This window comes from Acinetobacter sp. YH12201 (assembly GCF_013418145.1).
Classification (GTDB): Bacteria; Pseudomonadota; Gammaproteobacteria; order Pseudomonadales; family Moraxellaceae; genus Acinetobacter.
Genome location: NZ_VPCP01000004.1, coordinates 1 through 14,032, shown reverse-complemented (window position 1 = coordinate 14,032; position 14,032 = coordinate 1). Strand labels below are relative to the sequence as shown.

11 protein-coding genes and 3 pseudogenes are annotated in these 14,032 nt (G+C 43.0%); 7 read left to right on the top strand and 7 right to left on the bottom strand.

The features are described from left to right. Nucleotides 1–2: 2 nt before the first annotated feature. Both FTU91_RS01730 and FTU91_RS01725 read right to left on the bottom strand, forming a co-directional pair. Nucleotides 3–680 (bottom strand): response regulator transcription factor, encoded by a 678-nt coding sequence (locus tag FTU91_RS01730; protein WP_166170465.1) that lies wholly within the window; start codon nt 678–680, stop codon nt 3–5. A 9-nt stretch (nt 681–689) separates the two neighbouring features. Then, the gene (locus tag FTU91_RS01725; protein ID WP_180080637.1) at nt 690–2,357 is read right to left on the bottom strand and encodes a phosphoethanolamine transferase; all 1,668 of its coding nucleotides are present in this window, start codon (nt 2,355–2,357) and stop codon (nt 690–692) included. 158 nt (nt 2,358–2,515) lie between these two features. On the opposite strand from FTU91_RS01725, the pseudogene FTU91_RS01720 reads away from it, so the two are divergent. Then, nucleotides 2,516–3,384 (top strand): annotated as a pseudogene (locus tag FTU91_RS01720) (IS982 family transposase). An 81-nt stretch (nt 3,385–3,465) separates the two neighbouring features. Here the strand turns inward: FTU91_RS01720 and FTU91_RS01715 are convergent. Continuing rightward, nucleotides 3,466–4,584 (bottom strand): porin, encoded by a 1,119-nt coding sequence (locus FTU91_RS01715; protein ID WP_180080635.1) that lies wholly within the window; start codon nt 4,582–4,584, stop codon nt 3,466–3,468. 141 nt (nt 4,585–4,725) lie between these two features. Beyond that, nucleotides 4,726–5,973, bottom strand: a complete 1,248-nt coding sequence (locus FTU91_RS01710) for an MFS transporter (RefSeq protein ID WP_180080633.1) — start codon at nt 5,971–5,973, stop codon at nt 4,726–4,728. 145 nt (nt 5,974–6,118) lie between these two features. Here FTU91_RS01710 and FTU91_RS01705 point away from each other — a divergent pair, with 145 nt between their 5' ends. The 5 genes from FTU91_RS01705 to putP all read left to right on the top strand — a co-directional run bounded on the left by FTU91_RS01705 (nt 6,119) and on the right by putP (nt 10,839). After that, a complete protein-coding gene (locus FTU91_RS01705) occupies nt 6,119–6,745 on the top strand; it encodes a 1-acyl-sn-glycerol-3-phosphate acyltransferase (protein ID WP_180080631.1) in 627 nt (208 codons plus the stop codon). A gap of 65 nt (nt 6,746–6,810) precedes the next feature. Further along, complete coding sequence (locus FTU91_RS01700) at nt 6,811–7,728, top strand: patatin-like phospholipase family protein (RefSeq protein WP_180080629.1); 918 nt, start codon at nt 6,811–6,813, stop codon at nt 7,726–7,728. A gap of 98 nt (nt 7,729–7,826) precedes the next feature. Further along, a complete protein-coding gene (locus tag FTU91_RS01695) occupies nt 7,827–8,300 on the top strand; it encodes an NfeD family protein (RefSeq protein ID WP_180043221.1) in 474 nt (157 codons plus the stop codon). Between the two features lie 13 nt (nt 8,301–8,313). Then, a complete protein-coding gene (locus FTU91_RS01690; RefSeq protein WP_180080627.1) occupies nt 8,314–9,168 on the top strand; it encodes an SPFH domain-containing protein in 855 nt (284 codons plus the stop codon). A 180-nt stretch (nt 9,169–9,348) separates the two neighbouring features. Continuing rightward, entirely contained in the window at nt 9,349–10,839 is a 1,491-nt protein-coding gene (putP, locus tag FTU91_RS01685; RefSeq protein WP_180080625.1) for a sodium/proline symporter PutP, read from the top strand. Between the two features lie 78 nt (nt 10,840–10,917). On the opposite strand, the gene FTU91_RS01680 is transcribed toward putP, so the two are convergent. Next, nucleotides 10,918–11,826, bottom strand: a complete 909-nt coding sequence (locus tag FTU91_RS01680; protein ID WP_180080623.1) for a farnesyl diphosphate synthase — start codon at nt 11,824–11,826, stop codon at nt 10,918–10,920. 219 nt (nt 11,827–12,045) lie between these two features. Next, nucleotides 12,046–13,236 carry a 2-methylaconitate cis-trans isomerase PrpF gene (gene prpF, locus FTU91_RS01675; RefSeq protein WP_180080622.1) on the bottom strand — a complete coding sequence of 397 codons (1,191 nt, stop codon included), beginning with the start codon at nt 13,234–13,236 and terminating at the stop codon, nt 12,046–12,048. Nucleotides 13,237–13,561: 325 nt separating this feature from the next. Between prpF and FTU91_RS01670 the strand changes: the two are divergent. After that, nucleotides 13,562–13,906, top strand: a pseudogene (locus FTU91_RS01670) (amino acid permease); the annotation flags it as partial. A gap of 15 nt (nt 13,907–13,921) precedes the next feature. Here FTU91_RS01670 and FTU91_RS01665 read toward each other — a convergent pair. Then, a pseudogene (locus FTU91_RS01665) lies at nt 13,922–14,032 on the bottom strand (IS701 family transposase); the annotation flags it as partial.

Sequence of the window (14,032 nt, the reverse complement as noted above, 5' to 3'; positions counted from 1 at the left end):
ATTTATAATTGTCCCAGTCGATAACCTAAACCACGAATGGTGCAAATAAAATCTTTGCCAAGTTTGGCGCGTAAGTGATGCACATACACTTCAATGGTATTGCTGCTTACTTCGCTATCCAGATCATACAATTTATCTTCTAAATTGGCTTTAGAAAATATCTTGTTGGGATGACTCACCAAGGGAATCAAAATCGCCCATTCACGATTGGACAGGTCAATATATTGCCCCTTAAACTTGGCAATGTGCTGTTCAACATCCAGCGTGAGTTCGCCATAACTTAAAATTTGCGGGCTGTCCTGAAGCGCAGATTCTACCCCGCTACGACGTAATAGAGCATGGATGCGGGCCAACAGTTCATCAAATTCATAGGGTTTGACCAGATAATCATCTGCCCCACTGTTCAATCCATCCACCCGGTTTTGCAGTTGATCCCGTGCTGAAATAATCAGCACAGGTAAAGCAGGCCACTGCTGGCGAATCTGTTTTAATACCTGCATCCCGTCCATCATCGGCAAGCCTAGATCGAGTAGGACGATATCAAACTTTTCCTGTATGAGTTTCTTTAAACCGTCAATGCCATTATTGACCCATTCCACATCAAATTGCTGATATTTCAGCAAAGTGATGCTGGATTCAGCAATCATGAAATCATCTTCAATGATCAATATTTTAGCCATATTTTAAACTCATACTTTCTGTTTTGACTGACAGTTCTGCAACATATTATTTTGTTCATCAATGGTTTGGGTTTTGACATCCAGCAAACTTAACAGACTTGGGAACAGATTATCCTGACTTAATTGTTTGCTTTTTTGCTGGGCTAAGCAAGTGATTTGGGCAGAATTTTGTGCAGTCCATTCAGGAGAAAACCACATCAACATTGGAACATGAGTTTGTTGGCTAGGCGCAATCGCATAAGGTGAGCCATGTAAATATAAACCATGTTCTCCTGTCGATTCACCATGATCAGACAGATACCAGAACCCACTTTGATAAGTGCTGTTGCCTTTTAACACCTGAATGAGTGAACTTAAAACATGGTCAGTATATACAATGGAATTATCATAACTATTCAACAATTCTGTACGGCTGCAACCTTGAATTGCATTGCTATCGCAACTTGGTTTAAAAGGCTGGAAGGGTGCTTTGGAACGCTGATAATAAGCAGGTCCGTGACTACCCATCTGATGTAATACAATTAAACGTGGAGTCTTATCGGTTTCAGGAATTGTAGCCAGATAAGTTTTTAGACTATCCACCAAAATTTCATCATAGCAGTCGCCATTTTTGGCACACCATTTATCTTTGAGCTGTTGCGGAATCTGATACTGTTCAACCCGGTTACAGGCACCTTTACAACCAGAGTTATTATCCATCCAGGTCACTTTATAGCCTGCACGTTGTGCAATATCGAGTAGTCCTTCACGGTGACTGGCCAGCTGTTCATCATAATCTTTTCGAGGCATGCCGGAGAACATGCAAGGTACGGATACAGCGGTTGCAGTACCACATGAACTCACCTGACTAAAATTGATGATGTCCAGTTTAGACAGTTCAGGATTGGTATTTTTGGCATAACCATTCAATGAAAAACTTTCTGCACGGGCTGTTTCACCTACTACCAACACCATAAGCTTAGGTTTAGCCTGCTTATTGACTGGCTGAAGCAAATGAGCATCTTCACCATAACGAACTAAAGGTAAATTCTTTTTAGGTGCAGATTTACGGTAATACGATAAGGTCGATGCTATGGCATTTTGTGGAGAAATCATGCCTTTCAAATCACGATGTTCCCGGAAAATCGCAGCATAATCTACATAAAAGGTAAACAGCAAGGCGCCAACCAATAACAATGAAGCGATACTGCTTAACATTTTTTTGCCAAGTTTAGGTAAAAAAGCTTCAGGCTTAATCCGAACGAGCGCCACAAGAATGAGTGGGAAAATGACAAATACCAGCGTCCAAAGCCCAAAGCGTAAGGACATCAATCCGCGGACTTCACGGGCATCGGTTTGCATCATATTCTGAACTTGTTCAGGTGAAATCACCACGCCCAAACTATTGACAAAATAGGCCGTAAAGCCCCCAATTACTAAAAAAATTGAAGCCAGTATTTTTGCATTCCAGCGCCATTGCAGCAGCTGAAAAATCAGGTTATAGGCCGCCACGATCACCAATACGGTCGCGATTAAAAATAAATAGGCTTTGCTGCCCTGATAAGGGGTCAAACTTTGTATTTTTTGAAAAAAGGCAAAATTCAGCACCAAGCCCAACCATATTGCCAGCAATAAATTAAACAGGCTTAACGAAATGGGCTTTATTTTATCACGTATAGGACTGATGATATTTGACATGACTATTGGTTAATCTTTCTACTGTTGTCTTAATGTAGAATACCAAACTTAAAATTCACTTAATATAACCCGAATCGCGGATAAGAAAATGACTTGAAAAATAAGAGGACTAGAGCCATCAGTTGAGTTACCACACAAAACCTAAAGCCCTAGTCCTGATGTTCAATAGTACCGAATTATTCTGCGTAATTGATGATTTCTTTCTGAAATTTGAAGCAACTTATTGGAAATTTCTCAAACAAAGCCGTCATTCGTTAAGAGTCAGAACTGCACAACTTACACTTTCTGAAATTATATTTATTGCTATTTGGTATAAGTGCTCCCACTTCATTAATTTCAAAGCATTCTTCTCATGGTTGAAGCAGGATAAAAGTCATTTATTTAAAAGCTTACCCTGTTACCAAAGGATGATTCACCTGATCAATATGCATCAATTAGCACTACATGCTTTACATGTATCTGTAATGAAAGGTCAATATAAACAATATTTATGGATTGATTCAACGACTCTACCAGTCTGTAAAAATCAACGTATTCAATGTCATAAATCATTAGCCAAAATTGCATCCCGTGGTAAAAGCTCAATGGGCTGGTTCTATGGCTGTAAGTTACATATTGTTATGAATCAATTCGGTGAAATCGTTCGTTCTGCTTTCTCCAATGGGCATATTGCTGACATAAAAATGGTTGAACATTTGATTGAGGGTTTCGAAGCAAAGCTTTATGGTGATCGTGGCTATATCAGCCAGGAATTAAAAAGTAAATTAAAAGACCAAGGTATTGATTTGATTACCTATCATCGAAAGAACATGCAGTCTGTTCAACTTTGTGCATCAGATGAATATCACTTAAGACAGCGCAATAAAATAGAAACGTTATTCAGTTTATTGAAAGGACAATTAATTTAGTGACGAGTAAAGCTCGTAGTATTCATGGATTTCTAAGTGGGATTTATGCTTCTTTATGTGCATACCAATTAACCCATCGAAATAAGCCAACAATTCAAATTATGAAATCATTGGCTTAAGCAGGATTCGGGTTAATATAAGAAACAGTAATAAAAAAGGCGATGTAAAACATCGCCTTTTAGAAAAAAACAATGGACAGATTAGAACTTATATTCTAATCCTGTACCGACTACAGGTTGTTTAGTTTCATTCGAACCTTGTTCAAGAGTCAGATAACCGGCATAACCATAAGCTTTCACCTGTTTGTTAAATGCATAATCTGCACCGACAAAAATTTGTTGCGCATCAAAGTCTGATTTTGCTGATTTAAAGCTGGTGGTATTTTGGCTATATTGCGCTTTTACAGTCCAGGCCTTCGCAGTTGGAAGATTATATTCTGCGCCCAACAACCAGCCTTGTGAATCGTCGATATCTGCTGCTGGTAGTTCATTTCCGGCTGCATCTTCTACTTCAGAAGTCTGATAAAGTGCTTTTAATGCCAAACCACCATCAATGTTTACACGACCAATGGCACGTAGTGTATTTGCTGCGGCAAACGCACTGCCTGCAGCACCAGCAGTTACTTCGGGAGTAGATGCATTGACAAAACCACGTCCTGCAAAATTACTTGGAATAGCTTTATCATAAGCAATACCCGCCACAACGACTGGGCTGTCATAGACTACAGATGCAGACCATGCGTCGCCTAAACCACGACCAGCAGTTTTAGACGAGCCATTACCTTTCGCAATGCCTGAATCTTCACCAGAGGCCAACAACGCATTCACTTTAATGGCACCTGTAGGCAATTTAATTGCTGGAGATTCATAAATGACTGCATTCGATATACGGGCTTCGCCAGTGAAAATACCGTTTACATCTGCTTTGTTAGCAACGTAGTTGTTAAATGTATCAACTGGACTTGAGAGTTGCTTCAATGGCGTGTCATGTGCACCCACTTTTAAAGTACCGAGCTGAGCATCTTTTAAACCGACAAAACGGTTACGCGTAGTCCAGTCTGTACTATCTCCATCTGCGCTGAGCCCCCATTCAATCGCATAAACTGCATTTAGACGATCGTTCAGTTTTTCTTCACCCTTTAAACCAATGAAAGAGCTGTTAGAACTTACCTCAACAACGTCACGATCAGAAACAGGTGACGCATTATCTTCTGGTAAGTAATCGATACTTGCATCAATTTCCCCATAAAGAGTTGGCGCTGCAAAAGTTGGTGCTGCCAGTAGGCTTAATGCAATCGCTGCTGCTAATTTGGTTTTCATCTATAAATACCCCTAAGTTATTCTGTAACAGATGTTACAATTCAGAAATATTTAAAAAAATGATTTAATTTTTATTTAGTTATCTTATTTAATCCTTAGGTTTTAAATGTATATTGAATTGAATTAAAAAGCTTTTAGGGTTTAAAGCAAACTGTTTTTCCATCTCATAATCGGGAAAATACAGAGCAATGCCAACACAGTAATCAAGCTTAAATAACTCGCATAACCCAGGAGATCGCCTAAAATCCCGCTTAGGCTATACAGTCCACCGCTCACGGTTGCCATCAACGCCACCTGGAAAGTGAAATCTGTTCCTGCCAAATGTTTGCGGCTGTATTGCATGACCAGAGTCAGCATCACCACCAACAGCATGGCGGAAATCATGTCTTCAGCAGCATTAATCAGATAGATCATCCAAGTTTCAATAGGACCTTGGGTCTCATATTGAACAGCTAGCCATGCGTAGGCAGCCAAAGTGAAAATTTTCAGAATAGAAAAACCGAGTAAAGCATGCTCACGGGACACATACTTCAGGCTGAACCCTGCAAGCCCTGCACCGATGAGTGCAGCCACAGCGCCAAGCATGGTCACATAAATGCCAATTTGGGAAAATGTCAGTCCTAAATCCACCATTAAGGGTTTCAGCAAAGGCCCAGCTAAACCATCGGCAATTTTAAAGGTGATGAGCACCGCTAACCATGCAGCAAGATTTTGCTCTCGATAAAAATAAGCCAGATAATCTTTTATTTTTTGCCAGCGAAATGTTCCTGCTTCGGTACTGGACGGCATATGCTTTAATCGTTGCGGTTCTTTCAGCCATAAAATCGGTAAAGTATTCAACAGCACCAGTCCCGCCAAGATTAAAAATGTGCTTTGCCAATCCAGCCAGTCCAGTGCCCATAAAATAGCCCCTCCACCGACAATAAAGCCTAGTCGTGAGCCAATGACCTGAAAGGTATTACCCCAATGTTGCTGCTGACTGTTCAGCATATTGACTGCCAGACCATCGGTAGCAATATCCTGCGTTGCACCGACCAGATTCATGCTCAGTAAAGCCACAAAAAAAGCCAGCAAATATTCAGGCTGGTTTAAAGCCTGAATCGGCAGAAAAGATAAGCCAGTCAATACCACCACACTCAATAACTGGGTCGGAATAATCCAGCTACGGTAATGTCCAAATGCTGCATAGCCAAAATGGTCAACCCATGGTGCCCAGAAAATTTTGATTGACCAGGGCAACATCAATAAGCCAAAACCGCCAATCTGTGCCAGCGATACCCCTTGGGCACGTAAAATAACGGGTAAGGCATGGGTCATAAAACCAACCGGTAAACCTTGGGCCCAATATAAAGAGAACAACAAGAGATAGATGTTACGTGTACTCGGCATAGTGGGCCCTTCGGGTCAAAACCGGATTGACTGTTTTGATCAGGCAAGCTGAATGACAGTTGATATTTTGCCAATGAATCTTATTTTACAAAAGCTTAACATGTTTAAAAGCCGATAAATTTATCCGGGAGTGCAATCAGACACCATGACTCAACACTTTCCGATCTTACCCGATCAGGTGCCTGCCCGTAGTGGTCACTTAAGCCGAAATATTTTCAAAAAATTATTTCTTGCCCAAGGCTGGAGTTTTGAGGGTGATTTTCCCAACCTACCGAAAGCGGTCGCCATTATTTCTCCACATACCTCGAATATCGATGCCTGGCACGGTTTTGCCGCACTGCTTGGACTGGGCATCAAGATCACGGTTTTTGGCAAACACACCCTATTTAACACACCGCTGAAACCCATACTTGAATGGATTGGGGTGATTCCGGTCAATCGCAGTATCCAACAAGGTACCACTCAGCAAATTATCGACTTCATTAATACGCAACAGCAGATCTGGGTCGGTATGGCACCGGAAGGAACACGCAAACAGGCTGAATCGTTTAGAAGTGGTTTTTACCGCATTGCCGTGGGTGCGCATATCCCGATTGTGATGTTTTCACTGGATTATAAAAACAAGGCGATACACTGTCTGGGCGTGTTTCAGCCAACAAGAAATTACGCGCAGGATGTAGAACAGATTTTGGATCACTATACCGGCAAATTTTCAGCCAAAAATCCGGACTGGTTAGCCAAGCCATTACAAAAACGTTTAAAAAACAGCTAGTCAAAATAGCAATTATCTGCTGTCATGTGCGCAACTTTTCATCAAATTGATATACAAATTCAACCATGAAGCTTGTGCAATATTCTTTCATTGCTCTACTAGGTCTTGGACTGATTGGCTGTGATAAAACCACCAAAACCCCACCGCAAACCACAGCCATCAAGGCCCGTGAACCTGTCATTGCCATTGCGCTTGGGGGTGGTGGGGCTAAAGGATTTGCCCATATTGGTGTGCTAAAAGTTTTAGAATCGCACGGCATTAAGCCAAAAATCGTTACCGGAACCAGTGCCGGAAGTTTTGTCGGCAGTATTTATGCCAGTGGTAAAACGCCCTATCAACTACAGCAAATAGCACTGACTTTAAAAGAATCAGATATCCGTGATTTAACCCTAAACAGTCAAGGTGTTGTACAAGGTCAAAAATTGCAGAATTATGTGAACCAGCATATTGCTAATAAACCGATTGAGCAATTCCCGATTCGCTTTGCAGCGGTTGCGACCCGTCTGGACACCGGCACTAAAGCTGAATTTATTAAAGGCAATGCCGGTCAGGCCGTGCGTGCTTCCTGCAGTATCCCCAATGTCTTTGTTCCCGCTACCATCGGTGGGAAACAGTATGTCGATGGGGGGCTGGTCAGCCCGATTCCGGTGAAAACAGCGAAAGCGATGGGTGCAGATATTGTTATTGCCGTCGACATTTCTGCACGACCGAGTGGCAATCAACCGATGAATATGTGGGGCCTGCTGGACCAGACCATTAATATTATGGGTCAACAAAGCATTCATGAAGAACTGAATCAGGCCAATGTGATCATTCAGCCTAAAGTAGGACATTTAGGCACGCTGGATTTAAAAGCCAGCAATGCATCCATTCTAGAAGGCGAAAAAGCGACCCAGCTGAAAATCATCGCCATTAAAAAGGCAATCAGCGACTTTAAAAAATCACCCGCAGCCTTTAAATCCGCGCCAAAATCCAGAATCTAAAAAATATGCTTTTTTAATATTCAAAGACTTATTCATCTGCTAAATTGATATGGAGGCCTTATAGTCTCTCTTTATTTTGACAATACACGAGTAGATGTATGGAATTTGCATTCGAACCTTGGCATTGGTTTGTACTCGGGGTATTACTGATGCTTTCTGAATTGGTAATCCCCGCTTTTGCTGCACTATGGTTTGGCATCGCAGCCATCATGGTCGGTGTTTTATTCTGGATGTTTCCGATGATGGGCTTAACCACCCAGATTGTCACCTGGATTATCCTATCTGTGCTATGCACCTTGTTGTGGTTCAAATTTATCAAACCACTTTCTATTGATAAAACCAAAGCCGGATTATCTCGTGAAGCGACTATTGGTCAGGTGGGCATGGTCATTCAGACTCATATGCAACATGAACTGATCACGGTGCGTTTTCCCATGCCGGTTTTGGGGTCAGATGAGTGGAACTGTCGGACTCTGTCTCCGGTAGAAGTGGGTGATCGAGTTCGCGTGGTCGATATTCTCGGCAATGATCTGGTGGTTAAACCACACCATCCCAATAACGAAAATATATAAGTGAGGAAATAACATGTCTGGTGGAACAATTATTGTTTTAGCACTGCTGGTTTTTGCCGGCGTGACCATTTTTAAAGGGGTGCGCATTGTCCCGCAGGGTTATAAATGGATCGTGCAACGTCTGGGTAAATACCATACCACTTTGGGACCGGGACTCAGTTTTGTCATTCCGTATATTGATGAAGTGGCTTATAAAGTCACCACCAAAGATATCGTGCTGGATATTCCTTCACAGGAAGTAATTACCCGTGACAATGCGGTACTGCTGATGAATGCAGTGGCGTACATTAATATCACTACCCCGGAAAAAGCGGTTTACGGCATTGAAAACTATACTTGGGCCATTCAGAACCTGGTGCAAACTTCACTTCGTTCAATTGTCGGTGAAATGGATCTGGATGATGCGCTATCCTCACGTGATCACATTAAAGCAAAACTGAAAGCCGCCATTTCCGATGATATTTCCGATTGGGGCATTACCCTGAAAACTGTGGAAATTCAGGATATTCAACCCTCATCTACCATGCAGGCTGCAATGGAAGCACAAGCGGCTGCCGAGCGTCAGCGTCGCGCTACCGTGACCAAGGCAGATGGTGAAAAACAGGCCGCCATTTTAGAGGCCGATGGTCGTCTGGAAGCTTCACGCCGTGATGCAGAAGCACAAGTCGTCTTGGCTGAAGCCTCACAAAAAGCCATTGAGATGGTGACTTCAGCCGTGGGTGATAAGGAAATTCCAGTTGCTTATTTGCTTGGTGAACAATATGTCAAAGCCATGCAGGACATGTCGAAGTCCAACAATGCCAAAACTGTAGTCTTACCTGCCGACATCCTGAACACCATCCGTGGAGTAATGGGACGCAACCAGTAAGCTACTCTTTTATATTAAAAAATAGACAGCCTTTGCTGTCTATTTTTATTTACATTGAGAAAAACTCTGCAATTTTTTTTAATCTATGGTTAAATTTCGCGTTATTTTTTGAAATGATTTGTGCTTTTTATTTAAAAGCCTGTATTTCGATCTACTGTCCACCTTGTAAATGGATACCGTATGAACTCCCTGAATCCGACCCTGATTACCTTTCTTTTTTATATTGTCGCCATGATCGCGATTGGCCTTATGGCTTATCGCGCGACAGCCAATTTCTCTGATTACATTTTAGGGGGTCGTCGTTTAGGTAGTTTCGTGACAGCGCTCTCTGCCGGTGCTTCAGATATGAGTGGCTGGTTGCTGATGGGCCTTCCCGGCGCAATTTATCTTTCAGGTTTATCTGAAATGTGGATTGCAATTGGCCTGATTATTGGTGCATGGCTCAACTGGCTGCTGGTGGCCGGACGTTTACGTGTACACACCGAAGTACAGCACAATGCCCTGACCTTGCCGGACTATTTTTCCAACCGTTTTAATGACCAGAAGAAAATTTTACGTGTGGCATCGGCTTTCATTATTCTGATTTTCTTTGCCATTTATTGTGCTTCCGGCATGGTGGCTGGTGCGCGCCTGTTTGAAAACATGTTTGACCTGTCCTATAGCACGGCACTGTGGATCAGTGCGATTGCCACCATCAGTTATGTATTTATCGGTGGCTTCCTCGCGGTCAGCTGGACCGACACCATTCAAGCGTCATTGATGATTTTTGCTTTGTTGCTCACCCCTATTGTGACCATTCTGAGCTTCTCCGACCTGTCGCAAATGACTCTGGCACTTGAAGCTGCACGTCCACAAGCGATGGATATCATGGGTGATCTAAGCTTTGTGGCGATTATGTCCTTACTTGCCTGGGGCTTAGGCTACTTTGGTCAACCACATATTCTGGTGCGCTTTATGGCAGCAGATTCGGTGAAATCCATTCCCAATGCACGCCGTATCGGTATGACCTGGATGACGTTATGTCTAGGTGGTGCGGTGGCAGCAGGCTTCTTTGGGATTGCCTACTTCCAGCAGCATCCGGAACTGGCTGGTGCTGTGACGGCCAATCCTGAAACTGTATTTATGGAACTGACCAAAATTCTGTTTAATCCGTGGATTGCAGGTATTGTACTGGCTGCCATTTTAGCCGCGGTGATGAGTACCCTGAGTTGTCAGTTACTGGTCTGCTCAAGTACCTTGACCGAAGACTTTTACAAATCCTTCTTGCGTAAAAATGCCACACAAAAAGAACTGGTCTGGATTGGCCGCCTCATGGTGTTACTGATTGCCCTGCTTGCCATCTGGATGGCTGGAAACCCTGAATCCAAAGTTTTAGGTTTGGTGGCTTATGCATGGGCAGGTTTTGGTGCAGCCTTTGGTCCACTGATTATTCTGTCTTTGTTCTGGCGTCGTATGACTTTAAATGGCGCACTTGCAGGTATGCTGGTCGGCGCTGTGGTGGTGATTCTATGGAAAAACCTGTTGGGCAATACCGGTGTTTATGAAATTATTCCCGGCTTCATTGCTTCAATCATTGCCATTGTCGTGGTCAGCCTGCTGGGTAAAGCCCCTTCTGCTGAAGTCACCACCCGTTTCGATGAAGGTGACCGCCTATATAAAGCATCTAAATAATTTTTACAGTCTAAGCTTATAAAAAAAGAGGATTTATGATCCTCTTTTTTTAGTCTTGGCTGCTGTATTTGAATCAAATTAACTTTTACGCGCCAATAAAAATTCTGAAATCTGGTTCAATTCAACTGCATTTTCAGCAAACATCTCCAAAGCATTAAAGGCCTGATCATGCAGCTCTTTGGCATAGGCTTGAGCTTTTTCCAGCCCCATGAGTGCAGGATAAGTTGATTTATCTACTTGCTCATCCTTACCCGCAGTTTTCCCCAGTACTGCCGTATCGGAAATAATATCCAGAATATCATCCTGCACCTGAAAGGCCAGTCCAATCGCTTGCGCATATTCACGCAGTTTAGGAATAGCAGGATCTGTGCCTTCAAATACGGTCACGGCTGTCATCATCACGGCTGCAGAAATCAGGGCACCGGTTTTATTGCGGTGAATATTTTCCAGAGCATCCTGATCCACACGCTTGCCTTCAGCCTGTAAATCCAGCACCTGACCACAGACCATTTTCGAGCTGGCAGTCGCCAGAATTTGCATCTGTTTTAAAACAATGGTCGGAGCAACTGCCGGGCCCTGATCAAACAGGCGACTGCCCAAGATTTCAAAGGCCATCGACTGCAAAATATCCCCTGCCAATAATGCCGTATCTTCCCCAAAAGCGACATGACAGGTTGGTTGACCACGACGCAAGGAATCATTATCCATACAGGGTAAATCATCGTGGGCCAGTGAATAACAGTGAATCATTTCAATGGCGACTGCAGCACGGCGTACGGCAGCAAAATTTGCATTCGGTTTTAAAGCAGCGGTGGCATAACAAAGTGCAGGACGTACCCGTTTTCCACCCAGCATGACCGCATGATACACAGCCCCTTTAAGCGGCTCCGGAATGGAAAATGCGTCTAATGCCGTTAATAAATCTTGTTGAATACGTTGCTGTGCTTGAGTTAATGCATTTGCTTGCACGTCAGTTAAAGATGACACATTCGCCTCGAATACTTTGCTTTGGGAATAGATCGGGAAAATTAAAAATGACCCCGATCTAATATACAACGCTCTTGTCACCTTCGACAGAGAACTTGCGATTCCTCATCTACATGAGAATTGAACCGTCATCATCGTTTAAGCTTTAATCAGGCTAACTTATTGATCAATGACAAGCAGCATGATACTGCTTTCTCGCAAGATTCTCTATCTTGTTTGCTATTTCAAGCTATCTTTCGGAATTCGAACCCAGCCTTCCATCAGTACCCGCGCACTGCGGCTCATGACAGCTTTTTTGACCACCCATTGTCCATTTTCCTGCACAGCTTGTGCGCCGACTCTTAAGGTACCTGATGGATGTCCAAAGCGTACCGCTTCACGTACTCCGCCACCTGCTGCCAGATTAACCAAAGTTCCAGGAATCGCAGCAGCTGTACCGATCGCCACTGCAGCCGTTCCCATCATGGCATGATGCAGTTTGCCCATCGACAAGGCACGAACCAGCAAATCAACATCAGTGGTTTGAATGTCTTTACCGCTTGAAGATGTGTAGGCTTTAGGTTTCGATACAAAGGCAATTTTCGGGGTATGCTGGCGCTTTTCCGCTTCAGAAATGTCCTGAATCAGACCCATCTGTTTTGCGCCATAAGCACGGATAGTTTCAAAACGTGCCAGTGCCTGAGCATCGCTATTGATAGCATCCTGTAATTCTGTACCCTCATAGCCAATATCTTCAGCATTTAAAAAGATGGTCGGAATACCAGCATTAATAAAGGTCGCCTGGAAAGTTCCGATTTCTGGCACTTCCAGGGTATCTACGACATTCCCCGTTGGGAACATGGCTCCGCCCTCTTCACCATCATCAGCCGGGTCCAGAAATTCAATGGCAACTTCAGCTGCCGGGAAAGTCACCCCATCCAGCTCAAAATCACCTGTTTCCTGCACCTGTCCATTGGTGATCGGCACATGGGCAATAATGGTTTTTTGGATATTGGCTTGCCAGATACGGACTGTACAAATGCCATTTTCAGGAATACGTTCTGCACTGACCAGGCCATTGGAAATGGCAAATGAGCCGACTGCAGCCGTTAAGTTACCGCAGTTGCCACTCCAGTCCACAAAAGGCTGATCAATCGAAACCTGTCCAAATAAATAATCGACATCATGATCTGGCTGGGCACTTTTGGCCAAAATCACGGTTTTACTGGTACTTGAAGTTGCTCCACCCATGCCATCAATCTGCTTGCCATATGGATCAGGGCTTCCAATCACTCGCAGCAATAACTGATCACGCACTTTTCCAGCCTGCTGTGCAGCTTGTGGCAAGTCATCCAGTTTAAAGAACACCCCTTTACTGGTACCGCCACGCATATAAGTTGCTGGAATCTTGATTTGTGGAGCAAAACTCATTTCTCTTTTATCCTTTCATTTATCATTGTTGTACATCGCCGTCAGCAAAATGCTAAAAAGTATCATAGCGATTTTTTATGAAATAGATGCTTTCTTGACTTAAGTATAAAAAACGAATACCAAACTTTTTTTCATCATTTACATCATTTTATTTTATGTATTAAAAAATAAAATTAATTTATTGATTCAAAATAGGAATATATAAAATATTTTTTATATGATTATTTTTTAACAATCCCTCTCTAGAGCCCGTACTAGGCTTATACATTTCAATCTATTACAATCCATTTCAATCCTTTCCTTACACATTGTCGGGCTGAATACTTTGAACAACGAGTCTTCCAAACTTCAGCGTGGCTTAAAGAACCGTCATATCCAACTGATCGCCATGGGCGGTGCAATTGGGACAGGCTTATTCTTAGGTTCCGCACAGGTCATCCAATCTGCTGGTCCTTCCATCATCTTGGGTTACGCCATTGGTGGTTTAATCGCCTTTTTAATCATGCGCCAACTGGGTGAAATGATTGTTCATGAGCCTGTAGCAGGATCATTTAGCCACTTTGCCAATAAATATTGGGGCAAATTCCCGGGCTTCCTGGCGGGCTGGAATTACTGGATTTTGTACGTTCTGGTTGCCATGACAGAGCTTACTGCAGTCGCCAAATATATTAGGACTTACGCAGTATTATTTATAGATTCTCTGTGGTAGCAGATGATTTTTATCGAGAATAAAGTCATCAATGAAGTTTTTGATCATTGGTCTAAATAATTTCTTCTGCCAACGATATACATTTTC